The sequence below is a fragment of the Bizionia sp. M204 genome, assembly GCF_023205095.1.
Taxonomy (GTDB): domain Bacteria; phylum Bacteroidota; class Bacteroidia; order Flavobacteriales; family Flavobacteriaceae; genus Algorimicrobium; species Algorimicrobium hallyeonense.
The window spans coordinates 92,977-119,522 of record NZ_CP046242.1 but is presented as its reverse complement, the minus strand read 5'-3'; the positions used below and the strand labels follow the sequence as shown (position 1 = coordinate 119,522).

General features: G+C 33.9%; 24 protein-coding genes and 1 tRNA gene. 12 read left to right on the top strand and 13 right to left on the bottom strand.

Features of this window, described 5'->3' with window-relative positions; all coding sequences use genetic code 11:
* From GMA17_RS00545 to GMA17_RS00530, 4 genes are all read left to right on the top strand, one after another.
* Entirely contained in the window at window positions 1–3,453 is a 3,453-nt protein-coding gene (locus GMA17_RS00545; protein ID WP_248397957.1) for a pyruvate carboxylase, read from the top strand.
* Window positions 3,454–3,663: 210 nt separating this feature from the next.
* On the top strand, window positions 3,664–4,254 hold the full coding sequence (locus tag GMA17_RS00540) for a collagen-like protein (RefSeq protein ID WP_248400711.1): 591 nt from the start codon (window positions 3,664–3,666) through the stop codon (window positions 4,252–4,254).
* A gap of 165 nt (window positions 4,255–4,419) precedes the next feature.
* Window positions 4,420–4,872, top strand: a complete 453-nt coding sequence (locus tag GMA17_RS00535) for a hypothetical protein (protein WP_248397955.1) — start codon at window positions 4,420–4,422, stop codon at window positions 4,870–4,872.
* Window positions 4,873–5,051: 179 nt separating this feature from the next.
* Complete coding sequence (locus tag GMA17_RS00530) at window positions 5,052–6,506, top strand: NAD(P)/FAD-dependent oxidoreductase (RefSeq protein ID WP_248397953.1); 1,455 nt, start codon at window positions 5,052–5,054, stop codon at window positions 6,504–6,506.
* 75 nt (window positions 6,507–6,581) lie between these two features.
* Here the strand turns inward: GMA17_RS00530 and GMA17_RS00525 are convergent, their stop codons facing one another.
* Both GMA17_RS00525 and GMA17_RS00520 read right to left on the bottom strand, forming a co-directional pair.
* Window positions 6,582–7,400 carry a universal stress protein gene (locus GMA17_RS00525; protein WP_248397951.1) on the bottom strand — a complete coding sequence of 273 codons (819 nt, stop codon included), beginning with the start codon at window positions 7,398–7,400 and terminating at the stop codon, window positions 6,582–6,584.
* Window positions 7,401–7,493: 93 nt separating this feature from the next.
* Window positions 7,494–8,498: a mechanosensitive ion channel family protein gene (locus GMA17_RS00520; protein ID WP_371922400.1), complete on the bottom strand. Its 1,005-nt coding sequence runs from the start codon at window positions 8,496–8,498 to the stop codon at window positions 7,494–7,496.
* A 444-nt stretch (window positions 8,499–8,942) separates the two neighbouring features.
* Between GMA17_RS00520 and GMA17_RS00515 the strand changes: the two genes are divergently transcribed.
* From GMA17_RS00515 to GMA17_RS00495, 5 genes are all read left to right on the top strand, one after another.
* A complete protein-coding gene (locus GMA17_RS00515) occupies window positions 8,943–9,527 on the top strand; it encodes a hypothetical protein (protein WP_248397948.1) in 585 nt (194 codons plus the stop codon).
* A gap of 376 nt (window positions 9,528–9,903) precedes the next feature.
* A complete protein-coding gene (locus GMA17_RS00510; RefSeq protein WP_248397946.1) occupies window positions 9,904–10,278 on the top strand; it encodes a GreA/GreB family elongation factor in 375 nt (124 codons plus the stop codon).
* Between the two features lie 682 nt (window positions 10,279–10,960).
* Window positions 10,961–12,268 carry a tyrosine-type recombinase/integrase gene (locus tag GMA17_RS00505; RefSeq protein ID WP_248397944.1) on the top strand — a complete coding sequence of 436 codons (1,308 nt, stop codon included), beginning with the start codon at window positions 10,961–10,963 and terminating at the stop codon, window positions 12,266–12,268.
* Entirely contained in the window at window positions 12,268–12,783 is a 516-nt protein-coding gene (locus GMA17_RS00500) for a hypothetical protein (RefSeq protein WP_248397941.1), read from the top strand. Before GMA17_RS00505 ends, GMA17_RS00500 begins: the two co-directional genes overlap by 1 nt.
* Before the next feature lie 379 nt (window positions 12,784–13,162).
* Window positions 13,163–13,837 (top strand): hypothetical protein, encoded by a 675-nt coding sequence (locus tag GMA17_RS00495; RefSeq protein ID WP_248397938.1) that lies wholly within the window; start codon window positions 13,163–13,165, stop codon window positions 13,835–13,837.
* Between the two features lie 177 nt (window positions 13,838–14,014).
* Here GMA17_RS00495 and GMA17_RS00490 read toward each other — a convergent pair whose 3' ends face one another.
* Window positions 14,015–14,758: a hypothetical protein gene (locus GMA17_RS00490; protein ID WP_248397935.1), complete on the bottom strand. Its 744-nt coding sequence runs from the start codon at window positions 14,756–14,758 to the stop codon at window positions 14,015–14,017.
* 133 nt (window positions 14,759–14,891) lie between these two features.
* Here GMA17_RS00490 and GMA17_RS00485 point away from each other — a divergent pair, with 133 nt between their 5' ends.
* Entirely contained in the window at window positions 14,892–15,518 is a 627-nt protein-coding gene (locus GMA17_RS00485; RefSeq protein ID WP_248397933.1) for a recombinase family protein, read from the top strand.
* 18 nt (window positions 15,519–15,536) lie between these two features.
* Window positions 15,537–15,683 (top strand): hypothetical protein, encoded by a 147-nt coding sequence (locus GMA17_RS00480; protein ID WP_248397931.1) that lies wholly within the window; start codon window positions 15,537–15,539, stop codon window positions 15,681–15,683.
* 96 nt (window positions 15,684–15,779) lie between these two features.
* Here GMA17_RS00480 and GMA17_RS00475 read toward each other — a convergent pair.
* The 4 genes from GMA17_RS00475 to GMA17_RS00460 all read right to left on the bottom strand — a co-directional run bounded on the left by GMA17_RS00475 (window position 15,780) and on the right by GMA17_RS00460 (window position 18,987).
* Window positions 15,780–15,852 (bottom strand) — tRNA-Met (locus GMA17_RS00475).
* A 119-nt stretch (window positions 15,853–15,971) separates the two neighbouring features.
* Window positions 15,972–16,154 carry a CPXCG motif-containing cysteine-rich protein gene (locus GMA17_RS00470; RefSeq protein WP_248397929.1) on the bottom strand — a complete coding sequence of 61 codons (183 nt, stop codon included), beginning with the start codon at window positions 16,152–16,154 and terminating at the stop codon, window positions 15,972–15,974.
* Window positions 16,155–16,225: 71 nt separating this feature from the next.
* Complete coding sequence (locus GMA17_RS00465; RefSeq protein ID WP_248397927.1) at window positions 16,226–16,966, bottom strand: Two component regulator three Y domain protein; 741 nt, start codon at window positions 16,964–16,966, stop codon at window positions 16,226–16,228.
* Between the two features lie 113 nt (window positions 16,967–17,079).
* Window positions 17,080–18,987 carry an ABC-F family ATP-binding cassette domain-containing protein gene (locus tag GMA17_RS00460; protein ID WP_248397925.1) on the bottom strand — a complete coding sequence of 636 codons (1,908 nt, stop codon included), beginning with the start codon at window positions 18,985–18,987 and terminating at the stop codon, window positions 17,080–17,082.
* 82 nt (window positions 18,988–19,069) lie between these two features.
* Between GMA17_RS00460 and GMA17_RS00455 the strand changes: the two genes are divergently transcribed.
* A complete protein-coding gene (locus GMA17_RS00455) occupies window positions 19,070–19,450 on the top strand; it encodes a DUF983 domain-containing protein (RefSeq protein WP_248397923.1) in 381 nt (126 codons plus the stop codon).
* Here the strand turns inward: GMA17_RS00455 and GMA17_RS00450 are convergent.
* The 6 genes from GMA17_RS00450 to GMA17_RS00425 all read right to left on the bottom strand — a co-directional run bounded on the left by GMA17_RS00450 (window position 19,443) and on the right by GMA17_RS00425 (window position 26,545).
* The gene (locus GMA17_RS00450) at window positions 19,443–20,486 is read right to left on the bottom strand and encodes an FAD-binding oxidoreductase (RefSeq protein ID WP_248397921.1); all 1,044 of its coding nucleotides are present in this window, start codon (window positions 20,484–20,486) and stop codon (window positions 19,443–19,445) included. The genes GMA17_RS00455 and GMA17_RS00450 overlap by 8 nt on opposite strands.
* Window positions 20,487–20,585: 99 nt before the next feature.
* The gene (gldN, locus tag GMA17_RS00445; protein ID WP_248397920.1) at window positions 20,586–21,485 is read right to left on the bottom strand and encodes a gliding motility protein GldN; all 900 of its coding nucleotides are present in this window, start codon (window positions 21,483–21,485) and stop codon (window positions 20,586–20,588) included.
* Window positions 21,486–21,535: 50 nt separating this feature from the next.
* Window positions 21,536–23,086, bottom strand: coding sequence for a gliding motility protein GldM (gene gldM / locus GMA17_RS00440; RefSeq protein WP_248397919.1), 1,551 nt, complete (start codon window positions 23,084–23,086; stop codon window positions 21,536–21,538).
* Between the two features lie 53 nt (window positions 23,087–23,139).
* Window positions 23,140–23,784 (bottom strand): gliding motility protein GldL, encoded by a 645-nt coding sequence (gldL, locus tag GMA17_RS00435; protein WP_248397918.1) that lies wholly within the window; start codon window positions 23,782–23,784, stop codon window positions 23,140–23,142.
* Window positions 23,785–23,844: 60 nt separating this feature from the next.
* The gene (gene gldK / locus GMA17_RS00430; RefSeq protein WP_248400595.1) at window positions 23,845–25,215 is read right to left on the bottom strand and encodes a gliding motility lipoprotein GldK; all 1,371 of its coding nucleotides are present in this window, start codon (window positions 25,213–25,215) and stop codon (window positions 23,845–23,847) included.
* 163 nt (window positions 25,216–25,378) lie between these two features.
* Window positions 25,379–26,545: a formimidoylglutamase gene (locus tag GMA17_RS00425; RefSeq protein WP_248397916.1), complete on the bottom strand. Its 1,167-nt coding sequence runs from the start codon at window positions 26,543–26,545 to the stop codon at window positions 25,379–25,381.
* Between the last annotated feature and the right edge of the window lies 1 nt (window position 26,546).

Genomic DNA, 26,546 nt, shown 5'->3' with positions numbered 1-26,546 from the left:
ATGAAAATTAAAAAAGTATTAATTGCAAACAGAGGTGAAATTGCCATACGTATTTTACGTGCTTGTACCGAATTAAATTTGGATACGGTTGCTATTTACACCTACGAAGATCGCTATTCACAACACCGAAATAAAGCCGATGAATCCTACCAAATTGGTGAAGACAACCAACCCTTAAAACCATATTTAAACAGTGATGAAATTATTGCACTAGCCAAATCTAAACATGTAGATGCTATTCATCCGGGTTACGGTTTCCTTTCAGAGAATTCAGAATTTGCTAGAAAATGTGCTCAAAACGGAATTATTTTTATTGGTCCAAATCCAGATGTTATGGATGCCTTGGGCGATAAAATTACCGCTAAAAAAATTGCAGTAAAATGCAAGGTTCCTATTATTGAAAGCAATAAAAAGAAATTAACCTCTTTAAAAATTGCTGTTTCTGAAGCCAAAAACATAGGTTACCCACTAATGTTGAAAGCTGCATCCGGTGGTGGTGGTCGCGGTATGCGTATTATTCGCAAGCCGGAAGATTTAGAACAAAATTTCGATTCCGCTAAAAACGAAGCCCTAAATGCTTTTGGCGATGACACCATGTTTCTAGAGAAATATGTTGAAGATCCAAAACATATAGAAGTTCAAATTGTAGCCGATAATCACGGTAATATTCGCCATTTATTTGAACGCGATTGTTCGGTTCAAAGACGGCATCAAAAAGTAGTTGAAATTGCACCTTCTTTTAATGTTTCAGAAAACGTAAAACAATCGTTATACAAATATGCTGTCCGTATTGCTGAAGAGGTAAACTATAACAATATTGGAACCGTTGAGTTTCTAGTAGACAAAGCTGATAATGTCTATTTTATTGAAGTTAACCCTAGAATTCAAGTAGAACATACGGTTACGGAAATGGTTACTGGAATTGATTTGGTTAAAACACAAATATTTGTTGCAGGTGGCTACAAATTATCTGATCAGCAAATTAAAATTTACGAACAAGACTCGTTACGAACTTACGGTTTTGCCTTACAGTGTCGTTTAACCACGGAAGATCCTTCAAATAATTTTACACCAGATTACGGAACCATAACCACCTACAGAAGTGCTGCTGGAATGGGAATTCGCTTAGATGCAGGAAGTATTTATCAAGGATATAGTGTGAGTCCTTTTTTCGATTCTATGCTGGTAAAAGTTTCGGCTCATGGTAGAACATTGGATGGCGCTGTACGAAAAATGGTTCGTGCTTTAAAAGAATTTCGTGTGCGTGGTGTTAAAACCAACATTCACTTTTTACGAAATGTTATTCAGCATGATACCTTTAAACAAGGTAATGTCACGGTTAATTTTATACAAAATACACCGTCACTTTTCAATATTAAATTACCACAAGATAGAACCTCCAAGGTCACACAGTTTTTAGGTGAAGTGATAGTCAATGGAAATTCGGATGTAAAACATAAAGATGACAGTAAAATCTTTAGAAACCCAAAAGTTCCTAAATTCAATATAAATGAACCCTATCCAAAAGGCACAAAAAACTTACTAACGGAATTAGGCCCAGAAAAATTTTGTGAATGGCTTAAGAACGATACTAAAATCCATTATACAGACACCACCATGCGTGATGCGCACCAATCATTATTGGCAACCCGTATGCGGACGTTTGATATGATGAAAGTAGCAGAAAGTTATGCTAAAAATCATCCAAATACCTTTAGTATGGAAGTTTGGGGTGGCGCCACATTTGATGTGTGCTTACGCTTTTTACATGAAAGCCCTTGGACCAGATTACGGGAGTTACGAAAAGCCGTTCCAAACATACTTTTTCAAATGCTCCTTCGCGGTAGTAATGGTGTTGGTTATAAAGCCTATCCAGACAATTTAATTGAGAAGTTTGTTGAGAAATCATGGGAGAATGGTGTGGATGTTTTCAGGATTTTCGATTCCCTTAACTGGGTTAAAGCCATGGAACCAAGCATCAATTATGTTCGTAATAGAACGGGCGGAATTGCCCAAGCGGCTATCAGTTATACGGATGATATTTTAGATGTGAAACAAACTAAATACAATTTAAAATACTATACACAATTAGCCAAAGATTTAGAAAATGCCGGTGCGCATATGATTGCCATTAAAGATATGGCTGGTTTATTAAAACCATATGCAGCCACCGAATTGGTTGCCGCTTTAAAAGACGCGGTAAATCTTCCTATTCATTTACATACGCACGATACCTCATCCTTGCAATCTGCAACCTATTTAAAAGCCATAGAAGCTGGAGTGGATGTTGTGGATGTGGCTTTAGGTGGTTTATCTGGATTAACATCGCAGCCCAACTTCAATTCGGTTGTAGAAATGATGAAGTATGAACCACGCGCTCATGCTTTTGATATGGATAAGCTGAATCAATTTTCAAACTTTTGGGAAGATACACGCGAATTATATTACCCATTTGAATCCGGTTTAAAAGCGGGTACAGCCGAGGTTTACAGACATGAAATTCCAGGCGGTCAGTACTCCAACTTACGTCCACAAGCCATTGCTTTAGGATTAGGTGATCGTTTTGACGACGTAAAAAAAATGTATACCGAAGTAAACCACATGTTTGGCAATCTAATTAAAGTAACACCAAGTAGTAAAGTGGTTGGCGATATGGCCATTTTTATGGTGACTAATAATTTGAAACCACAGGATGTTATGGAACGTGGTAGCGAAATATCATTCCCAGAATCGGTTATTAGTTTCTTCAGAGGTGATTTAGGTCAACCCACAGGTGGTTTTCCAAAAGAACTACAAAAAATAATTCTTAAAAATCAGAAACCATATACGGATAGACCGAATGCTCATTTAAAGCCCATAGATTTCGATTTAGAATACGAAGATTTTAAAAAGAAATTTCAGAAAGGATTTACACGCGCTTTAGAAATTGAAGATTTTTTATCCTACACATTATATCCAAAAGTGTTTGAACAAGCACATGAAAACTACAAACTGTACGGTAATTTAGCACTGGTTCCTACCAAGAATTTTTTCTATGGCATGAAACAACGCGAAGAAACGCTGATAGAATTGGAGCCAGGGAAAACAATTATTGTAAGATTACTTTCCGTAGGTATTCCTAACGAAGATGGTGTTCGTATTGTGTTTTTTAGTGTGAATGGTGAAAACCGTTTTGTAGAAGTTTTAGACCGTTCGTTAAATATTAAAAAAGAAGAACATATAAAAATTGATCCCGAGAACTCTAATCACATAGGCGCACCTTTACAAGGGTCTTTAACTAAAGTTTTGGTAAAACGCGGACAACAAATTAAAGAAAACGACCCCTTATTTATAATTGAAGCCATGAAAATGGAAACGACGGTAACCGCCTTTAAAGCTGGGAAAGTAAAATCTATTGTTTTAAAAGAAGGTACTATGGTTATGCAAGATGATTTAGTTCTTAGTATGGAGTAATTTAAAAACCCTAAAACAGAGTATTTCTGAAAATATTCTTGAAAATTTTGAAAGCCAGAAATTATTTTCTGGCTTTTTTTATATTTCATGTTAACCTTTTAAAGCCTTTTGATATTAAAAGTTTCGATTAAACATTTATAATTTAAGAAATCAAGAATCATGAAAACACATTTAAAATCAATGCAATCTATTTTATTCAGGTCTAAACTAGTGCTTGTTACAGCACTAATAACGTTTTGTTTTGCCTGCTCTCCGGAAGACGGTATAAACGGTACCGATGGGCCTCAAGGCATTCAAGGTGAACAGGGACCACCAGGTGAACAGGGACCACAAGGTGAACAGGGTGAATCAGGAAGCGCTAATGCAAGTAAATATATAATTACAGTAGCAGACACAGATTGGGACGGCAGCTATCATTATGGCGGTAGTAATAGTCATACGGTATACACTATCCCACCTACACTGACAGGGAACATTGGTATAAACAATCCAAATTATGTTGTAATTGCGTACGGAAGTCCTACTGGAATCAGTTATGTTGAGAAAAAACATTTACCTTATGTATTTGGCGTAAATAACAATTATGGCTTAAAATTTGAATTATTACTTTCTAGAAATCAACTTAGCATGTCTAAAACTACAAATGGCTGGAATAACAGTTCCGTTCCTATGGCCGAAAGACCAGACTCTTTCATTTTAGAAATATTTATGATAGAAATGAGCGCAGCCAATAAAGCAAAAATTGACATTGACTTTAATGATTACCAAGCGGTTGTCGATTATTTTGAACTAGACAATTAAGGTGAAATATATAATAATTATCAAAATAACCCTCATAATTTGCAGGGTTGTTTTTTTTTGAATAAAATCAGGTTTAAAGTAAATACCGTTAAAATTATTTTCATTAGAGCAAATATTTTTAAATAATCAACCGTATTTTAGGTATAACACTTAAAAAATACAATTATGAAAACAATAAGCAACCTAATGGCTATTCTATTTTTTGCATTTGCGGTATCATGTAAGAATGAACCGTCTGATAAAAATGCAGATGTGGAACAAAACCCGATGAATGAAGAATTGACCAAAACCACCAATTATGAAGAAAGCGGGAATTTTAAAGAGGAAGAATACATTTTAGACGCCAATAAAGACAGTTTAAATGTTAATTGGGATTTAGACAATCCAGAAAGACAACAACACCTTTATAAAACGTTTAGTATGACTGAAACACAAATTCAGCAATATGAAAAAGCGCTAGAAGATTGGTGGAAATCAGATGATGATAGTCCTTATGATAAATTATCAGCCAATGAACGTATTAAAAAAGAAGATGACATTCTGAAAGACATTTTAAATGATTCGCAATATAAAAAATACCGCGAATGGGCCAATGATAACGACAAACGTGGTATTTAATACTAATTAATACAGCACTAGTAGAAAAACTAAAAGTCTCAAATTACATATTAATTTGAGACTTTTTACATTCGGAAAAATTTAGATTATTTTTGTCGAGATTTCCATTGAAATATGTTTCACATAATGTCTTTTATTTCAATCACATCATTAAGAAAATCACGTTAACTACCTTAAAAGTGAATAAAACCAATACAGGCAAAACATATTGGACTACCTGCCACGAATGTCATGGACTTGGAAAAAAAAGACAACGGCTTCGCAAGAAGGTGCGACTTCAATATAGGAAGGCACTAGAAGCATTTGAAAAAAACCACAGTCAGGGAATTACACCTGTAAAGCCGAAAGGCCATTTAAATCCATGCACAAATTGCAATGGCTCAGGTTTAATTCCAGCCGATAGCAACCCTATTCCAGACACCGAAAATTATCCGCATGTTGCTATTATTGGTGGCGGAATTGGAGGCGTTGCGCTTGCCGTAGCTTGCTTACACCGTGGCATCCCGTTTACACTTTATGAACGCGACACCAATTTTAATGCACGATCTCAAGGCTATGGACTTACCTTGCAACAAGCCAGTAAGGCAATTGAAGGTTTTGGTATCTTTTCTTTAGAAGACGGTATAGTTTCAACAAGACATGTGGTGCATACAACAGACGGCAAGGTGATTGGCGAATGGGGAATTAGGAAATGGGCGGATTCCAATGAAAAATTACCACCAAAACGCACTAACATTCATATAGCACGACAAGCTTTACGTTTGGCACTGCTAGAGCAACTCGGTGGACATAACCTAGTAAAATGGGGGCATCAGTTAACCAATTTTAGTGAAGACGATCAAGGTATCAATTTAACCTTTGACGTGAATGGCAAAATAAAAAACGCCAAAGCAGATCTTGTTGTAGGCGCGGATGGCATCCGAAGTTCTGTCAGGCATTTATTGATTGGCAATAACAAGACACCTTTACGCTATCTGGATTGCATTGTAATATTAGGCATTTGTCCGTTGGCAGCTCTTAAAGGCATAACTAGTGATCTATTGGATTCGGCCACGGTTTTTCAAACAGCCAATGGCCACGAACGTATTTATATGATGCCGTTTTCTTCCGACTCTATTATGTGGCAATTAAGTTTCCCCATGACCGAAAAAGAAGCCCAAGCCTTAAGCGATAACGGCTCTCAAGCCCTCAAAGAAGAAGCGTGCCGTAGAACCCAATGGCATGATCCCATTCCGCAAATTATGGCAGCTACGGATGTCAATCAAATTTCTGGATATCCAGTTTACGACCGTGAGTTATTGACATCAGATTTGTTAGAAAAAGGTCAAAAAACAACGTTAATTGGAGATGCGGCTCACCCCATGAGTCCTTTTAAAGGTCAAGGTGCAAATCAAGCGCTTCTTGATGCACTAGCTTTGGCTCGTGGAATTTCAAAAGGCTGTAGACCTTTAACACAATGGCGTATTGTTGGTATTAAAAAAACTGTTTTACAAGAGTTTGAATCCGAGATGTTAGCACGCAGTGCTTCCAAAGTAAAAGATTCTGCAGCGGCTGCAAATTTTCTCCATTCCGACGTAGTACTCTTTGAAGGTAACGAACCCAGAGGGCGTTGCTTAAAAAACAAGGATTCTTAAAACAAAACATCACTATCTTTTGGTGGATAGTGATGCTTATAAAATTATATTTTACGCCGTTTTAAGACAATTTTTCTACAATTTAAATGTCATTACTGGTAATTTAGATTGGTTTGCTAAATCTTCAGAAATACTTCCTCTTAATAGACGGTTTAGTCCTTTTCTGGCATTTGTACTTATTCCAATAACACCTGCATTAATTTCTTCGGCATATTGAATCAATCCGTCTTCAATGGTATGTCCGGCTATAAACTTAACCTTATTTGAACCTCCAGCTTCTGCAAACTTCTGTCTTTTGGCATTAAATTCTTTGGTGTTTATAAAATCATTAAATGGTCTATTAACATAAACAGGCTGCATGGTAACTCCTAAATTTGAGAAAACAGCACTGGCTCTCTCGTAAACTGGCACACTTTCAATACTCATATCTGTAGCAAAAATGGCATTACTTAAATTAAAATCTTTAGGACTAGATTTTACAATTAAAACAGGCGTACTACTATTACGCACCATTTTTTCTGCATTAGAACCTGCAAAAATTCCATCCTGCAATGTAAGACCTTGCGATCCCATAACAATTAAATCTGCCTCTACTTCTTTGGCAAAAGCATCAACTTCATTGTAAACTTTATGTCGTTTAATAACCGGTTGTACTGTAACACCTTCTAAATAATCTTTATCCAAAAATGGTTCAAACTTCTTTTTAGTTAAAGCAACCATAAACAACATTTCGTTTTTATTATCAGAATCAGACTGTGAAATTAACGAATCTGACAGTTCTAGCATGTGCAAAACATGGAGTGTTGCGTTATGTTTTTTTGCTAAAATAGCTCCCGTTTCTAATGCAAATTCTGACTGCTTTGAAAAGTCGACAGGTATAATAATATTTTTCATGTTATATGTATTTAGGGTTAAATTTAATGAATTTTATTGCTTTACAACTTGTTTTGTAGCCAAAAAGCAGCAATTTATAGTAACTTTTAATTTCTAATTCTCTTTTTTCATTACAATAGTTCTATAAGGAAATGGAATTTCAATCCCTTCTTTATCAAAGCGTTTTTTAATACTTTCTAAAACGTCAATTTTAAGTTGAAAGCTATCACTGTAGCTTCTTCCCCAGGTCCAAGCTCTTATGGTCATTGAAGAGTCATTTAATTGTATAAGCGCTGTTTTTACTACCGGTAACCCCTCTTGTATCTCTAACTCTGTACGGTTGTCTAAAATAAGTGGATGTCTCTCACATTCTTCTTGCATGATTTTTTTGGCTACATCAATATCACTATCATAGGATATACCAATCTCAATACGTTCACAACATTTAAGTTCGCCCATATCATAATTAATCAACTTTTCCTTATTGATTATGGAGTTTGGAATAACAATCATCTTATTTTCAAAATTACGAATGACGGTATGCCGTAATGTAATATCGGTAACTCTACCAACCATGGCATCTGTTACTTTGATAAGATCGCCAATTCTAAAAGGTTTAAAAGTAATTATAAACAACCCCCCAATAACATTTGCCAAGGCTTCTTGTGCTGCAAGACCCGCTATAAGCGCTAATACTCCTGCTCCACCCAAAGCCGTTTGTGCAACACCTTTAAGCGAAGGAAAGGCTAAAAGACACAGAAGAATACCAACAAAATAAATAACAACAAGAACAACGTATCTTAAAAATTTAAAACTGGTTGGATCGTGTTCGTTTTCAATCTTTTTTTGGATATCATATTTAAACCACATATTCGCAGTTGAAGCCGCAATTATGGTGAGTGCCAAAACAACTCCTATATACAGAACTATTTTAAAATCGTCTGTAAGTGCATTATGTCGACTTTCATCTAACACCAAGTAACTCAAGGCTATTATTCCTAAAACAACCCATAAGGTGTTAAGAATACGCTTTAGTAACCGCAACGATGTGGATTCTTCTCCGGGAAATTTTCGCTGCTTTTCTCTAGCTAACCAATGATGCAATTTATTTGTCAGCATTCGTAACACGATAATTGCAACAATAACTATTGTCCCGTAAATAATATTCTGTTTATATGTTTCTAAAAATTCTATCATAATTAGTTTCGTGCTAATCCTTATTTAAAGTTTTTTATCAAATTTAAACGTGACGCCTAAATTACGACAATTATCTTCCTTATTTAAAAATAACAATCTCATCATTATATAAGTGGTATCCAATTCAAGTTGTTTTGAAATACACACGGGTTATGCAATTTGTAATCAAACATACAATTAGTTCATGATATTTTAAACAAAAAATGTGCAACAACCAAGCTGGCCATGGGATACTGCCTTAAAAAAATTACCTTTACATGATACCACTAACACAAAACTTTATATATACTTGCATTAATAACGGGATAAGACCTTTTCTATAAGCTAAAAAAAACAATAAGGACCAAATTTAACCAACAACAATAAATGAATACTTCAGTTTTAGAATCTAAATTGAAAAGGCACAAAATTTCTTATTCAAATGACAACGGTAAAATAATTATTGGGAAGTCGAAAACAGATTTCGGAACGCTTATCGGACTGGTACTACTTCCCATAATTGCAGCTCTCGGAATTTCTATATTCATGCTTATAAACAACGCGGAATATCGTGGGAAAATAATAGCCGCCATTATATTTTTGTTCGGAACAGGGTTTTATAACTATTCAAGAACACGATCTAAAAAACAATCAAATAACAACTTCATACTACTTGAGGATAAAGCAATTAAAGTAAAAAACGATTTTGGCGCATATATTTTGGATTTAAAAAACATAATAGATTTTGAGTACACTATTGAACAAATTGACGAAGAAACGTTTGAAGGCAATCTGTATTTAATTGACAACGAAGAAAGGAAACATCAAATTCTTGGGTTTGACGATGAAGATGAAAAATATGTTTTGAACGATTTAAAATGGTTTTCGGAATATTTAATAAATCACGTGGACTTAAACAACCATACGCATTTAAAAACTAGCGTAGGCGAGTTAATTGGACGAAACCTGTAGAACACATGTTTATTATACACTTTAGAAGCTTTTATATTGTTAATGTTGAATATATTGAATATCTTTGTAACTCATTAATTTTTAAACAAATGACAGCTATGTACTTTTTATATACCAAAAAAAAACCTTTAGGGTTTGCGCTGTCATTGTCGTACTTACATGACGATATTTTTTTAAAAAATTCAAAAGAGTTTATTAATTAATCCCTGTTTCGACTCAAGAACAGGGCAACTCTTTATTATTTTCAAATTTTAATCTTTTTTCTTCTTAACACGACTATTAGCACTCAATATAGGAGCTCCGTACGCGCTGCACTATTTTGAATGATTGAGTCACATCTACATAGTATTAAGAAGGAAATTCAAAAAAAAATATTATGTCTAAAAATGTAATTTTAACAACAGGAATATACGATATGATTAAAGATCATGTCCGCAGAAAAAAAGTAACTAAACAAGAAGAAGAATTATTACTTCAAGAACTAAGAGAAGCCAAACAAGTACTTAGGCGAGACTTACCAAATGATGTTGTTACAGTAAACCGACGTGTAAAAATTAAAGATTACACGGATAACAATGAAAAAGAATATATGTTTGTGGCTACCACTAAAACAAACAATAAAAAAGGAAAATTATCTATTTTATGTGATGTGGCCGTTGCCACGGTTGGCAGACAGGTAGGCGATATAATAAATTGGCCTTTTAAAGATGGTGAAAGAAAATTAGAAATTTTAACGGTTGAAAATATTTAACCGTCGGAAAAAAGAAAAGAGCCTTTGCGTTATAACAGCAAAGGCTCTTTTTAATTATATTACTATCAGTTTTTTTTTGATGAAACCAATTGTTACTCACCCTTCGGCCAATCAATTCTTTTTCATGTAAGATTGAGTTCAATACGCCTTGGATATCGAGTTCATGGTAAGTAGCCGTTTCATTCCATAACATCTCCTACTACAAGTCGGTCTTCTTTGGTATTATATCTATTAGCTATGCCATAGACATTTTTCATCCGCTCGAGCATGCCCGTTTCAGGATTTCGAAAGGAATAATAGACGTGCCAACGTTTGCTTAAAAGCGGTGGTTTACATCCAATTTGCCCGTGCCAATTTCAGGTTCGCTTTAGTTGGGTATCATAGGCAAATCATGTACTGAATCATGTACCTGCAATATAAAACTTAAAACTGAAGTCATAAAAAAAAGGGTTGTGCGAACACAACCCTTTGATTTAATTAGCCTTAAGCTTCGTAGCGGGAGCTGGACGAAGCATATAGTTTATTAGCTTAACATATTTTCTTAAACCTGTTAACTAAATACTGTGTTTATTGACTTTTACAAAAAACAACTAACAATGCTGTTAAGATAATATTGCAATTTGTTAGCCTTTTTTTGCTACAATTTTGCTACAAACAACTATTTTAGTGAAAAATTCAATTAATGTATTGCAAACCTAAAGTTAACAACGGTTCAGTTGTAATTTACTACGGAACCAAAGGCGTGATGAGATTTCCTACTGGTGTAAAGATTTCTAAATCAAAAGACCGAAGTAAAAAGTTCATACAATGGGACTACAAAAACAATAGAGTTAGCATTGATGTTCCCAATTCTACTGATATGAACAAAATTATCAGTGATTGGCTAGTAAAGGCAGATAACATCGTTTCTGAATATCTTAAAGATGGTGCTACTATTACAGCTGATGAACTTAAAAGTAACCTCGACAGGCTTAAAGATGGCAAAGCACAAGTTAAAACAAGCCTGTTCCTGGACCACTACGATGAATATATGGAACGGAAACGAGTACAACTGGTTGAACGTGGAAACAAATCAAATGAAAGCTATAAAACATACGGAACATTTAGAAGCACTATTGAAGATTACGAAGCTGAACATCAAACAACACTCAAAAATTCAGATGTAACTAATAATGATTGGCTAAATCATTTTCATTCATGGCTGACCATCAAACGGAAAAAACAAATCATTCACGATGGAGTTATATATAAATTTAAGACTAAAGGAAACTTAAAACCTGCAAGTGTAGATAAAAGATTTGAAGTACTAACAGGCTACTTTACGTACTTAAAAGAAAAAGAGCTTATTAAAGATGATAACTTTTTAAAGCGTTATAAAAGGAATGAAATTACAGTAACTTCAAAAATAAAAACTACTCTATCAATCAATGAAATTCATGAACTTTATAATTACAAGTTCGACAATGACGTAAAAGAAAATGTGAAATTGATTTTCATATTTTCCTGTTTAACTGGTTTTAGATGGAAGGATATCGAAAATTTTGATAAAGGATTTATTTGCGATTTTAAAGAAAGTAAAGTTTACAAACATGTTGCTCAAAAAACTAAAGGAAAAATAGGGAAAATTGCTACTATACCACTTTCAAAAATGGCAATTGAAATTTTAGAGACACTAAATTATAATCTTAAAATTTATAGTAATGCCTATACAAATCAGGTCTTACACAAATTACTAAAAGAATCCAAACTATTTGACCAACTCACACTTGCAGAAGACGAAACAGGGAAAAATCTGAAACGCTATGAATTGTTAACCATGCACAGAGGGCGTGACACTTTTATTACTAATTTAATTAACACAGTACCTTTACACGAATTAATGAGCTACACTAGCCACGAAAAACTATCAACTCTACAAAAATATATCGATTATTCAAGGGATATAAATCCAGAATATGTTAGTATTTTTGATGAAAAGCCAGCAAATTAATGAACACTAAAGAAATCTTCATTTCTGTATTTCAACTAGCGGAAAAAGGAAAATTGAGTAAGGTTGAACAGAAGCAGATTATGGAAGCTTTAATATCTTACGGGAACAGTATCAATCCCAAAGAACTTGATGAAACTTTTAAAAGAATTCGTTTAGGAAGCAGAACACTACTAGAACAAACAGAAACGTGTATTGATTCCGCTTTAAGAGTAGTAAAAGACTTTAATAAATATATAGAAGACGCAGAATTAACCATACAGAGCATGCCAAAAGGTGCGGTTTTTGGCGATGACACAAAAACACTTGAATTTATTAAATCACTAACAGAAGATGCTTATAACTACTCACAAGCAGAAAAATTAATCGGTATCTCAAGGCAAACTATAAAGGCGCATGCAGATAAAGGGAAACATGGTCTAAATACATTTACCATTAGCAAATCTGAATATATAAACAGAGAGAATCTTATAAATTATTACAGAGCATATTTTAACAAAGATGGTTTTAGTTACTAAACGACACGTTCCCACTCAAAGGATGATATTTTAATTAAGATGCATCAGGACCTGGTACAGCTTATAATTTTCATTGATTCTACATGCGTTTAGTATGATTAATGCGATTCTCGTATCGCTCCTTATAGCTATATAATTCTCATAAACAGAACCACCCTCCCACCTCTACTTGAACTTTTAGTGATTTTTTAATATTTATAATCAGGTGTGACACGTTTGTCATGCAATAGATATTAGCGGTAAAATTTTTTTTCAGGAAATTTGCGTCAAAACCTTCACTTTGAAATATTTTTTGATACATATTATAGTAACGCTTGATTAAACCTCTTGTATGGACTAATAGCGTTTTATAATAAGCTAGATATAAATTATTAAAATTATGAAGTATGAAAACATTGATGCATTTGCTAAAAGAGTTAATAAAAGTAGAAGAACAATCTTTAGGTTCTACAATAAGAATCCTGAACTTAAAATTGAAACTAAAAAGAAGGGCGAAAGACTAATTCCAATCGCACATAAAAAATTCTGGAATACAGAGATATTATTTGATGACAATAAATCTTTAAGTGATTCAAATCGTATGATGCGAAACTTATTGGAATATTTACATGAAAATAAAAATCCTTTAGCGAATAAACTTTGGGGATTAGATTGGACATATTTTGTTACAGTCGATTACAAGCATGAACGAAGTAAGAATTACAGTATTACGATGATGAACAAACTTTATGAAATGCTAGACAAAAAGTATGGTAAAGAAACTACCATCAGGTTATTTTTCGTGACTGAACCATTTGCCAATCGTAATAACGGACAGCATAATCATCTTATGGTTTATATTGAAAATGAGAAACTAGGTAAAGTGATATTAAGTGAAATCAAGAAGTTTTTTCAACATGATAGAGTAGATAGTTCAGATTATGCTAAATATAAAGGCGGATTGTTCTATATGATGAAAGAAGGAACACAGGGAACGGATTGGGATATTCTTGGTAATAATTTAAAAGTAGAAGGTAATAGATATGAAAATAAAGGTTACACAAAAGCAGTTTAACCTATTGTTAAACAATTTTCACTTAATTGGTGATAAAGGTCTGGGATTAACATTGAATGGGAAATCGGCTAAACGATTAAAATTAAGTGAAAACGTATCAAAACATGAAGTGTATCATTTTAAATCTGTAATCGGTCCAAAATGACACACTTTATTGTATCGATTAAATTCTTTGATTTATTTTAGCATATACATAGGAGTTTTGAATTCACAGTTTAATGTAATGATATTATCGTTACTATCTTTAAAGTCAGCAGTAAACTCACCTGAAACTGAATATTCCACGGAAGTATTTGAGTCTCTTATAAGTATTGGTGTAGATATATTAAAAACATGTGGTTGTGACCCTGCCGTATTTCCAATAAACCAATTAGACTGCAAGTTTAACGTCTCATTTCCTCGTGTAAAATCTATATAAAAGAAGAAAGGATTAGAGCAATTTGTAAAAGCACTACCATCATTTTCAAATAAAAGAGCATTCCCGTCTACGTCTTGGTAAAAGGTAGGGTTTTCATCGAATTCAGAATCAAAAGTAGCATTGTAAAGCTCCATTGGCCAGGACAAATGACTTTCTTCATTTTCATAATATACTATATATAAATCAATTGTAAAATCAGATGTTTCAATTTGGCTTACTATACCTGATTGAAGATTCCCTTGAGCTAGGGAATACTGAGAAGGTGTAAAAAAAGCCAGTTCCAAATCTCCTAAATCTTCATAGTCAGAATTATTAAGACAATTTTCAAGCCCAAAATTAGCGTCTATGTCTGGTCTTGCTTGATAGAGGTCGACAGTATCAAATTGTACACTCATAAAATAATTACTATCTACATCTGTAGAATTATCGTTATCATCGCTTGAGCAAGATTGAAAAATTATAAGTGCAAATAAAATTATCGTGGTAATTGATGTTTTGTTCATTATTCAATTGATTTAGTTACGAAACTAATGTTTTTTATGTTATGATTGTGCTGACTTCCGATAAAAAAACACATACTAATAGATTTTATCTATTTTTTTTGGTTTTTATATAGTTTTTACCTATATTTGATATATGGATAAAGCAATAATTATTAGTAGATGTTCTACTACCGAAAGTAAGCAAGACGTAAGCCGTCAGAGTGAGGAATTAATGTCTAATTATAATGGCTCGTATCAAATTATAAAAGAGTTTAGCTATTACAAAAGTGGCACTAAGAATGACGAGGTTAACAATGAAATACTAGATTATGCTATCGCAAATGGGGTTAAACACATAATAGCATCTGAGATTTCAAGAATAAGTCGTAAAATATCTTCATTCGCTTTATTTCTTGAAAAATGTAATGCTAATGGTATCAATATTATTATAAATAATTATAAGCTACATACATTATTAGAAAGTGGTGAGGTGAACGGTATGGTTCAAACAATGCTTTCAATTGCATCGACTTTTGCATCAGCAGAACTTCGTCTTATAAAATCAAGATTAGATTCTGGACGAAAAAAATACGTAAAAGATGGTGGTGTCCTTGGCAGAAAAAAAGGTTCAACTAAAGATGCTAAACAACTATTGACAGAGCATTCAGATATAGTGAAATTTGTGAAGCAAAATCAATCTGTACGCAATATTATGACGTTAACAGGGAAATCTAGCGGAACAGTTCAGAAAGTTAAAAAGATAGTCTTAAATGCAGCTTAAATCACTTAATATATAATCATGGCAACATACACAGGTAAAATTAGAATTGAGGGAACAGGAACAGCTATTACGGTTAGCGTTGAAGCTGGAAATCCATCAGAAGCAAAACGAATACTATCGAATCAGTATAATATTAAACAATGGTTAAAACAGCCAAGTAGATAAGAATAACCAAAATTGATAGATTCACTTTTAAATAAGACAGTTTTACTACAATATTACTACAAAATGAAAAAAGCCCAGTAAAACTGGGCTTTATAGTAGCGGGAACTGGACTCGAACCAGTGACCTTCGGGTTATGAGCCCGACGAGCTACCTACTGCTCTATCCCGCGATTTAATTTCCAAGTACGTTGTTTAGCTTTTAACTTACCGGTTCATAATGCCGATTCAACCATTTTGGACTGCAAAGATACAATGCTTTTTAAATATAACAAGCAGAATTTAAAAAAAATTATTGCTCAATGTTTTCTGCACGGAAACTAACCAAGTTTTGCCCCTCAAATTGCACCGATATTTGAATGGGATTACAACAGACCTCACAGTCCTCAATATATTGCTGCTCAGATTGTGAGCTATCTAATAACATTGAAATAGACTCCCAACAATATGGGCATTGAAACTCGTGTTCTTCCATAAAATTAAAATACAAAAAAAAGAGGTTATTAAAAAATAACCTCTTTATTAAAATAATTCTTGTACGTTTCCTTAATCGTTGTCTGTAATAACAGATCCTGAATTTAAGTCCATCATGTTTGGATTGTTACCGTTAATAACGCTAATGTACTCCTGGTTTAATTTGTTGTCGCTTACCATAAATGTTTTTAATTTGGGGAAATAAGATAATTCAAATGGTACGTCTCCTGTTAATAGATTATTAGCTAAAACAATTTCTTCTAATTGTGTTAATGCCATAATTTCAGCAGGAATCTCACCACTAATCTTATTATCGATTAAACTTAATTTTACTAAATTACTCATAGCACTAATTTCTGTAGGTATCGTGCCGGTTAACTTATTACTGCCTAATTCTAATATGCGTAGGTTTGATAACTTACTAATATTAGTAGGTATAGACCCATCTAGAATATTCATAGATAAGTTTAATGTTTCTAATTTGTTTAAATTTCCTATTGATGAAGGAATGGAACCTGATAGCTTGTTTAAACCGAAATTTAAATGCTTCAAATTAACCAAATTTCCTATTTCTTGGGGAAGTGTTCCTTGTAAGTTATTGAATTCTAAATTTAAATCCACTACTTGGTTGTTTTTAACCGTTACGCCATACCAACTTTCCATAGGAGATGATAAGTCCCAAGCATGTGTCCATTGACTTCCGTTTGTAGAATTATAAAGTGCTACAAGCGCAGCTTTCTCCGTATTTGTAACGTTAGCCAATGACAAGGCTGTTACAAACAAACATAAAATTGATAGTTTAATAGCTTTCATAAGTGATAAATTTGGAATCAAATCTTGAACAATATTAAGTCGAATATAGATTAAAAACAAATTTATTCGATGAAATGCACGTTTTGTTAAGATTTTACACCCAAAATCACAAATTAATCCAAAGCGTCTAAAGATTCTTGAACCTGCTCCCAGTCGTGCATTAAACTTTCTAATTTATCTTTTTTACTTTGATAACTTTCGAAAAAGTCCGGATTAGAAACCACTTCATCATAATTCGTGGCGAGCTCTACATCAATTTCTTTTATCGTTTTTTCTAATTGTTGAATTTTAGATTCAATATTACTCAACTTATTATTAAGCGATTTAAATTTCTTCTGGTATTCGTAACTTTCTTTATTGCTTTCTTTAGGCGCTTGTTTTTCTACATCACGTTTTTCCACCTCACGCAGATTTTCAACATTACGTTGTTGGAGGTAGAAATCAATATTTCCGAGATATTCTTTTATTTTATGATCTTTAAATTCATAAACCGTATCGGTTAAATCTTGGAGAAAATCTCTATCGTGCGATACTAGAATTAATGTTCCTTCAAATTGTTTTAGGGCATCCTTTAACACGTTTTTCGATTTGATATCCAAATGATTCGTTGGCTCATCCATAACCAATACATTAAAAGGCTGCAATAATAATTTGGCTAGTGCCAACCGGTTTCGTTCACCTCCAGATAATACACGAACATACTTATCTACTTCATCACCGCGGAATAAAAAAGATCCTAGAATATCACGAACGCGACTTCTATTTTTCTCATTGGCCGCATCAATCATAATATCTAAAACCGTTTTATTACCATCTAAATATTCAGCTTGGTTTTGTGCGAAATACCCTATTTGAACATTGTGACCGAGTTTTAAACTGCCTTCATGCTTTAATTCGCCCACAATAATTTTAGCTAAGGTGGATTTTCCTTGACCATTTTGTCCAACAAACGCCGTTTTAATATCGCGAGCAATATGTAAATCGATATCTTTTAAAACCGTTAAATCGCCATATTTTTTAGTGATATTATTTGCTTCAATCACCACTTTCCCAGGAACAATAGACACCGGGAATTTAAGCGTCATGACGCTGTTATCATCTTCATCAACCTCAATCCTATCCATTCGGTCCAACTTCTTGATTAAGGATTGTGCCATGGTAGCTTTAGATGCTTTAGCACGAAACTTTTCAATTAGCTTTTCGGTTTGTTCAATTTCCTTTTGCTGATTTTTTTGTGTGGCTAATTGTTGCTCTTTTATTTCCTTTCGCAATACTAAAAACTTGGAATATGGCTTGTTGTAATCGTAGATTCTTCCTAATGAAATTTCAATGGTTCGGTTCGTCACATTATCTAAAAACATTTTATCGTGTGATACAATTACCACAGCACCGGAATAGCCTGTTAAAAAGCCTTCCAGCCAGATAATAGATTCAATATCCAAGTGGTTGGTAGGCTCATCCAGAAGCAGCAAATCATTGTTTTGCAATAAAAGCTTGGCTAACTCAATTCGCATACGCCAACCTCCAGAAAAGGTATCCGTTAATTTATTAAAATCCTCACGCTTAAATCCTAAACCTTGAAGTATTTTCTCGGTTTCGCCTTGGTAGTTATAACCACCTAAAATTTCATATTGGTGTTGCATATCATTTACATCCACCATGAGTTGATGATAGCCATCACTTTCATAATCGGTACGTGTTGCCAATTGGGTGTTTATATCATCAAGCTTTGCTTCAACTTCCTTAATTTCTTTAAAAGCTTCGTAGGACTCTTCCAGAACGGTTCGTCCTAATTCAAAATCGATATCCTGTTTTAAAAATCCGATTCGTAAGTTTTTATCGGCTGCCAATTGGCCAGAATCCGGCTCCATTTCTTTTGCTAAAATTTTTAGCATGGTCGATTTTCCTGCGCCATTTTTCCCAATGAGACCAATACGATCGCCTGCGGTTATTTTGAAGGTAATTTCTTCAAAGAGATAATCGCCTTGAAAGGAAACAGAAAGGTTGTGAATATTGAGCATTTTGTTACAATTGTTACTAAACTATATTAAATAATTGGCTAATTTTGTTTTTCTTATAAACTGCAAAAGTAAACTAATAAAAATGATAACAAAAGGAACGAAGCTTTATAGCATTTTTACAGGTGCTTGCCCTAAGTGCCATCAGGAATCCATGTACGTTAATAAAAACCCGTACGTACTATCTGAAGTTCAAAAAATGCATGAAAACTGCGTTCATTGTGGCTTTAAATTTCATATTGAACCCTCATTTTTTTACGGATCAATGTATGTGAGTTATGCCGTTGGCATTGCTTTTGCCGTGGCTGCTTTTGTAATTAGTTATCTTTTTCTAGGTTCCGGATTAATGACGGCCTTTATTGCCATAGTTGGAACATTAATTGTTTTCTCACCTATTATCATGCGTATTTCTCGAAACATCTGGATAAACATGTTTGTAGATTACGATAAGGAAAAAGCTAAATAGTATATCTGCCTATTGCAATTTCTGGGTTTAATGGTTGCTTGTTTTCTATAAAGTTAAAAAGTTGCTTTGCGGCATAAGGCGAAATCATTACCCCTCTAGAGCCCAATCCGTTTAACACATGTAGATTTTTATGACTTGCATGCGTACCTACCAATGGTCTTCTGTCATTTACTGTTGGCCGAACACCCGCTTTATGGCTCACAACTTCAAAAGGTGCTTTTAAAAATGTTTTCAGTTTACTACTTAATTCCGCCTTCCCTTCTTCTGTAGGATTGTTTGTTTTATCAAATCGACTATAGGTGGCACCAACATAATAATCTTCATCTGAATTTGGCATAATAAAAACACTAGATTTTATGGCATAATCTATTTTCAAACCGGGAACATTTATGGTTAAAACCTCTCCTTTGGTTCCATTTAGTGGTAAGTAGTTAAAAAACGGATTTTGTTTTAATCCAAACCCTTCGCAAAACACAATGTGATTGGCTTCATGGTTTTTATACTGAAGCGTCTCGGCCTCTATTTGTAAGGCTTCATATTGAAAGCCATCCGTTACTATTTGTGAATGGCTTTTTAGATAGGTTCTATAATTCGAAATCAAAACGGTTGTATCCACACGTCCAGCTTCAAAAACTTCACCTAAATTATATGGAGCATCAATTTGTGGACTTTTATTAGGTACTAAAGTCGTTGACAAATACGGTTCCAAGTTTGGCTTATCTGAAGCTGTAAACCAGATATTCTGTTCTTCGATAGATGCAAAACGTCTATATAATTTGAGTTTATAATCGAGTTTAACGTTCAATAGGCGCTCTAGTTCCTTATAATATGGTTGGGCTAAAGCCAATTGCTCCTTTGCCATCCAAACCTCAGTAAAACGTTTTAAAATAACCGGATTATACATACCAGCAGCAACCAAAGACGCTTGTTGGGAATTATTATCAAACACCAAAAAGGATTTGTTGGCTTTACGTAATTGCTCACAAAAGGCAACACCAGCTAAACCCAGACCTACTATAAAATAATCTACTTTCATATATGCAAAGGTACTGTGCTTTTCGGATTATTAATATCATAAAAACAAAAAACGCTCACTTAAAAAGGTGAGCGTTTTAATATTCTTAATATGTAAGGCTTAGTAAGACCACATATCTAATTCAAAGTTTCTAATCTTCTCTTTAATGCGCTCGGATTCTAATAACTGCATTAATGCATTTTCAGAAATATACTCGGTTACCTTACGGTCTCCATATACGTTTTCTTCTTTGTAAATATAGCCGTTAAAACGTCTAGAGTTTAACAAATGATCAAATGAATATGGCACTGAGCTGTTTTCATTATTAAATGCTTTAGCTTCGTGTAAAATTTCACGTGCATCTGGGAAAAATACCCAAAACAATGGAATAGGTTCTTTGTTTGCTTCATCATCCGAATCAATAAAGTTAACATCTGGTGCTGCAGGTGCAATACCAATTAAACGATATTTTAATTCAGCTTGACGCTTATCAAAGTACCAAAGTCCTTTTATTAAATAGGCGCTTACATCATACGATGTTATATCACGTTTAGTAATATACTCCGGAGAAACAAATCCATCCGCATTGTACTGATCGTAACCAATGTCTAAGGTATCTACTTTAGACATACTAGCACGCAAATCATTAATAGTACGTTCTGCTGTAAAGTATGAATCGTCATAAACGGTAGCAATGTTTCCGTTTTTTACATTTTTCCAAAGAACATCAAATAATGAGCGTCTGTGCGCTCCAATGTTATTTGTGTCCACTGGATAGTACAATGGAAAGTTAACACGCTCATCAAGAACAACGCGTTCCCATGTCATTTTAGAAAACAGAATGTCTCTATCATCAACATAACCATATTCCAATGGTTTATCATTATCCACTGCTTTTTGAGCTTCTGTGCGCACACCAATTTCCTCTGGCGATTTTGCACTCAACAAGTTTGCCTGTGCAAAAGAAGCTGTCACAAAAGACACTCCTAAAACGGTTAATAAAAAACTTTTATAATTCATCTGTTTTAATTTTAATTATTTGGGCTTATCATCAGATGTTAAAACCAATATTAATTTGTTAATTCAACAATTACTGGAGATACACCTTTTAACTTATAAGATGAGTTTCCTTTAATTTGTGCTGAAATATCGAAAATTGATATTTGGTCTCCACGTCTTGCCTTACGTAAGGCATTTTTAGCTTGACTATTTAATTTTGTTCCACTAACATTTACAGATGGCTGTCCAGGTACTTTTACCTTAAATGATGTTACTTGAATTGGTAATTCAAAGTCAAAATCATCCAATAACGCTCCAATAGTTGAAATTTCAACACTGTTACGTGGTAATTTTACAATACCTGTTTGACCACTAATAGATCCTGTTGGTTTTGGAATATCTTTAATTCTAAAAGTTGCTCTATCACTAACTTTTGATCCATCAGGCAATGTTCCTGACACATTAATAGACACTTCACGACCAGAACCTGGATTCATTACGTATTTACCTGTTCCAGATGCTTTACTTAAACCTGGCGCACTAGCTGATACGTTATTATCAGATACACCAGCAAACGAGATAGTCATTGGATTAGCAACACCACGATAAACAACGTTCATCTTATCAGCAGAAATTGTTGCTGAATTTGGTTTAGGTACTACTGCATAGGTAGATTGCACAGGAATAGAGATAATAGAATCACCTTCTTTAAATTGAAATTCACCAGTAATTTCTCTTTCTCCAACAGCACCTGCCGGGAAATCTAAAATTGTTTTACCAGCTTGCATAGATTCTTTAGATAACTCTTGTCCGTTGATAATAACTTTATCAGCTTGAAGCGTGTTATCCTTTTTACCTAAGATAATAGTTCCTGTAAAGTTTTCTCCCGAAAAGAAAGCCGTTTTACTTGGTACTACAATCGCATCAAAGTTTGTTAGAGAAGCTTCAACTTTTAATTTACCAGCTAACATAGACGACAACACTTCAGATTCTGTTGTTTTAACGTCTGCTTGTAATTGGGTCATTTTAGTTAAAGAGGCTACTAAAGGAAATCCTCTGTAGTGGTAGCTTAACCAATCAATTTTGTTACCATCTCTATTTACTACTGGCTCTGTAGAAAACTTTTCTTCCACATCTTCAGCAATATCAGCTAAATCAGGGTTTGTGTTTAATACAGCAACAACACCATCTCTATAGGCATTTATTTTATCCATGAACTCTTGACCTTCTGGCTTCAACTTTTCGCCTTTAAAGAAGTAGTTGTCTAAAAAGTCACCTTTATCCATAACTTCGTAATCTTGAGGATCATCAACAGTTGCTGTCATTTGTCCTTTTAAATCACTTAAGTATGAGTTGAAATCGTTTGATAATTCATCAATTTGATCAGCTTGCGCCTTCAATGGTTGATATTTAGCTGGTTGTTCGCTAACTTTTTCAGCTAACCCAGCCATAAACGCCTGATTTCTATCCGTAGTTGCTTCGTTTGATTCGACTAATTTTTCATTCATTAAGCCAAATGCCGAAAGCACTTCTTTTGACATATTCAATGCTAACATCGCAATGAAGATTAAATACATCAAGTTAATCATTTTCTGCCTTGCAGATAATTTTCCTCCTGCCATTTCTAATTTAGTTTTTTGTTATAATTACTTAAAATTGATACTACTAAACTTAATTAGTTTTTATTCATTGCAGATAACATACCGCCATAAACACCGTTTAAAGATGATAAGTTAGATGCTAATGATTGCATTTGTTCTTTTAATTTTTGTGCATTTTCAACAGACTCTTCGTTGATGGTTGCTTGACGATTAACGCTTTCTAATTGAACTTTATACAAGCTGTTTAATGATTCCATTTGTGCAGCAGCTAAAGATAACTCTTCACCATACTTTTTAGTAGCAGCAATTGAATCTACGGTTGGAGCAATTCCTTTTGCAGCACCTTCAAAGTTTTTAATACTGTTTCCTAAAGAAGCCATTAACTCACCGTCAATTTTAGCATCTTTTAATAAATTATCTAATTTTTGAGATAATAATCCTTCAGCATCTTTTGGTTGTTCTTTCTTTTTAGTTGTTGCCATACCTCCAGCTAATTCAGGATATACTAATGACCAGTCTAAATCATTATCTACTGGTTCAAAGGCAGAAAGTGCGAAAATTATTGCTTCAGTAACTAAACCAATTGTTAACATCACGTTACCTGTTAATGGACCGATTTCAAAGTGAATAATTTTGAATAATGCACCAATAATAACAATAGATGCACCTAATCCGTAAGCCATTGCCATAAATTTCTTAAATCCTCTTGATTGTGCCATAATTTTTAATTTTTAGTTTAGTTAAATTTAGTTTATAGTTTAGTTTAATTTTTTGTTTAATTAGTTTAGAGAATTTAAGGTTACATCCGTACCTAAATAATCTTGAACGGTTCTGAAACCAATATAGCTACGTGCAGAATCTGCATACTCATAGTCTCTTGAACTTACTTGTAAATAATACGCGACATCTTTCCAAGATCCACCACGTACTACTTTCCGGTTATTATTAATATCATTTACACTAGGGTTGATACTTGAAACATACTCATAAGAAGATGGATCGTAAGAAGCATGTACCCATTCTGAAACGTTTCCAGCCATATTGTATAGATTGTAATCGTTTGCTTCGTAAGATTTTGCTTCTACAGTATATAATGCTTGATCGGCCGCATAATCACCACGTAATGGTTTAAAGTTTGCCATAAAGCAACCTCTATCATTTTTAGTGTAAGGTCCACCCCAAGGAAAGGTTGCCGCTTGTAAGCCACCGCGTGCAGCATACTCCCATTCCGCTTCTGATGGTAAACGGTATTTTGGTACATTATGTTGCTTTTTACCTTTTCTGTATGAATTATGATATAAGGTACGCCATTCACAGAACGCATTAGCTTGTTTCCAAGACACACCTACAACTGGATAATCATCATAAGCAGCATGCCAGAAATAATCATTATGCATTGGCTCATTATAAGAGTATGCAAAATCACGAATCCAAGCCGTTGTATCTGGATAAATTTCTACAGCTTCTGTAATTAAGAATTCAGAACGCTTTTTACCTTTATTATGCATTTTGGCAGCTTTCTCGATATCCATATATGTATACTGGAATTTAAATTTCTTTACATCCCAAGTACGTTGACCATTATAAGATTCTTCTATTGGTAAATACATGGTATCCATAACTTCTGCATACAACTCATCAATATAAGCAGCTGTATCAAATTCAATATCGATATCATTGTTTAACTTTCTACCTTCGTAGCCTGTTGGACCTAAACCAGCATAATTATCATACATGTATTTTTCGTACACAGACATATTATCTGGATCTGCATCTACAAATGCATAATCTCCAATAGTACCAGCGTCAGCTTGAGTTAAACCTTCTTCATCGGCTAAAATAGCTAAACGTGTTCTGATTGTTGAATCACGTACCCAGTTAACAAACTGCTTATACTCGCTGTTTGTAATTTCGGTAGCATCCATATAATAGGAACGAACGGTTACCGTTTTGGCTGGTGCATCATTAACTCCAGCAAGATCGTCGTCTGCTTTACCCATTATAAAAGCACCACCTGGAACTAATTCCATTCCATAAGGTTTTTCGGGATGCCATTTTTTTCCTTTAACTCCTACAAGCTGACCTCTGTCTCCAGATCCACAGCTAGTTAGCACAGCTAAAATTGCGGTTAATAACATTAATTTTTTCATATCCATAGAAAACTCGAGGTTAATTATTTCGGTCTTAAAAATTTTAAGAGCGTAAACATATTTATATAATTTGTAAAAAACAACTTTTTTTTCCTAAAATTACTCGTTTCATCGTAAAAAAATGCATCTCATCGATGAAATACCACCTTAAAACGTTAAAGTTTTATACACAATTCTTTTGAAACGCCTTGTACCAGCGTTCTGGCACATTATTATTGCAGGCATCCTGATAATCTTGGTGCGTACAAGGTAATAACGTATGTCTTTTCAATTTATTATTTATTTCTTCTAAAAAAGGTATTTCAATCCACCAACGCCCAGATTTCATACTTTTATAAAAAATAAGCTCTTGGTGGTCGACCAAGGTAATGAATTTTTGGTAGTTATGATCTAATGAAAAATCATCGTCTTTCACCCTATAATTAACACCTTCTATAAAATACCACAACATTTGAGCTATTAAACCAGAGGTTAAATCGTCAATACTAGACGGTTTGTACTCAAAAATTCCAAATGTTGTTACTTTATTACTAATTCCGGCATAACGTGAAATTGCGCAAATTTCTTTTCCATCAAAACCATTTGGTGATGCTTGTTGCCTAGAGCCAACTTCCGATCCTTTTACAGACCCTAAATCAACACTCACTATATTGGCATCCCGTAAGGCTGGCTCCACAAGTGTAATATCATTAGACACAGACCCTAATCGGTAAGACTCAAAATAAAGCTTATCCATTAAGTCTATTTCTTCTTGCGAATTAAAATAGGTTTGGTAACCTATAGTTGCGTAATTGAATAAGTTATACGGTTCATCTAATATAATCTTTCCAACAAAGCTATTGTTTTTAATTGGCTTGGTTGAATCGCCTAAATCGAATTTAGAATCTACGTTGGCAATATTCACCATTGGCATCAACGCATCATAAGCACGATAGATAGGATAGGTTAAATCCTGACTTCCACCAAGGATAATTGGTATAATACCTTTGGGAATCAATAGAGCAACGGCAGTTTTTACGGCATAATAGGTATCTTCTATAGATTCTCCTTTATGAATATCGCCTAAATCGGCAATTTTAATATGCCAATTTCCAGGAAAAAGAGCGTAAAGTGATTTTCTAATTTCGTTTAAATTAAAATCTTCACCTATATAATTAATATCATTCCGGTTTTCCAAAACGCCAATGATGGCTATTTGCACACCATCTAAATCTGGAATCCCACTTTGAGCAGAATGAATACGCAATTTTCTTCCAAGCGCTTGTGTTGACAATAATTCATTATGAGCTACAACACTATCGGGAACGGGAGTCAGAAAACTAAAATTCATT

Excerpts from the sequence above, each read along its gene's own strand:
- GMA17_RS00545 (WP_248397957.1), top strand. The coding sequence starts at position 1 with ATGAAAATTAAAAAAGTATTAATTGCAAACAGAGGTGAAATTGCCATA.
- GMA17_RS00535 (WP_248397955.1), top strand. The coding sequence starts at position 4,420 with ATGAAAACAATAAGCAACCTAATGGCTATTCTATTTTTTGCATTTGCG.
- GMA17_RS00525 (WP_248397951.1), bottom strand. The coding sequence starts at position 7,400 with ATGAAAAATATTATTATACCTGTCGACTTTTCAAAGCAGTCAGAATTT.
- GMA17_RS00520 (WP_371922400.1), bottom strand. The coding sequence starts at position 8,498 with ATGCTGACAAATAAATTGCATCATTGGTTAGCTAGAGAAAAGCAGCGA.
- GMA17_RS00515 (WP_248397948.1), top strand. The coding sequence starts at position 8,943 with ATGAATACTTCAGTTTTAGAATCTAAATTGAAAAGGCACAAAATTTCT.
- GMA17_RS00510 (WP_248397946.1), top strand. The coding sequence starts at position 9,904 with ATGTCTAAAAATGTAATTTTAACAACAGGAATATACGATATGATTAAA.
- GMA17_RS00505 (WP_248397944.1), top strand. The coding sequence starts at position 10,961 with ATGTATTGCAAACCTAAAGTTAACAACGGTTCAGTTGTAATTTACTAC.
- GMA17_RS00500 (WP_248397941.1), top strand. The coding sequence starts at position 12,268 with ATGAACACTAAAGAAATCTTCATTTCTGTATTTCAACTAGCGGAAAAA.
- GMA17_RS00495 (WP_248397938.1), top strand. The coding sequence starts at position 13,163 with ATGAAGTATGAAAACATTGATGCATTTGCTAAAAGAGTTAATAAAAGT.
- GMA17_RS00490 (WP_248397935.1), bottom strand. The coding sequence starts at position 14,758 with ATGAACAAAACATCAATTACCACGATAATTTTATTTGCACTTATAATT.
- GMA17_RS00485 (WP_248397933.1), top strand. The coding sequence starts at position 14,892 with ATGGATAAAGCAATAATTATTAGTAGATGTTCTACTACCGAAAGTAAG.
- GMA17_RS00480 (WP_248397931.1), top strand. The coding sequence starts at position 15,537 with ATGGCAACATACACAGGTAAAATTAGAATTGAGGGAACAGGAACAGCT.
- GMA17_RS00470 (WP_248397929.1), bottom strand. The coding sequence starts at position 16,154 with ATGGAAGAACACGAGTTTCAATGCCCATATTGTTGGGAGTCTATTTCA.
- GMA17_RS00465 (WP_248397927.1), bottom strand. The coding sequence starts at position 16,966 with ATGAAAGCTATTAAACTATCAATTTTATGTTTGTTTGTAACAGCCTTG.
- GMA17_RS00460 (WP_248397925.1), bottom strand. The coding sequence starts at position 18,987 with ATGCTCAATATTCACAACCTTTCTGTTTCCTTTCAAGGCGATTATCTC.
- GMA17_RS00455 (WP_248397923.1), top strand. The coding sequence starts at position 19,070 with ATGATAACAAAAGGAACGAAGCTTTATAGCATTTTTACAGGTGCTTGC.
- GMA17_RS00450 (WP_248397921.1), bottom strand. The coding sequence starts at position 20,486 with ATGAAAGTAGATTATTTTATAGTAGGTCTGGGTTTAGCTGGTGTTGCC.
- gldN (WP_248397920.1), bottom strand. The coding sequence starts at position 21,485 with ATGAATTATAAAAGTTTTTTATTAACCGTTTTAGGAGTGTCTTTTGTG.
- gldM (WP_248397919.1), bottom strand. The coding sequence starts at position 23,086 with ATGGCAGGAGGAAAATTATCTGCAAGGCAGAAAATGATTAACTTGATG.
- gldL (WP_248397918.1), bottom strand. The coding sequence starts at position 23,784 with ATGGCACAATCAAGAGGATTTAAGAAATTTATGGCAATGGCTTACGGA.
- gldK (WP_248400595.1), bottom strand. The coding sequence starts at position 25,215 with ATGAAAAAATTAATGTTATTAACCGCAATTTTAGCTGTGCTAACTAGC.
- GMA17_RS00425 (WP_248397916.1), bottom strand. The coding sequence starts at position 26,545 with ATGAATTTTAGTTTTCTGACTCCCGTTCCCGATAGTGTTGTAGCTCAT.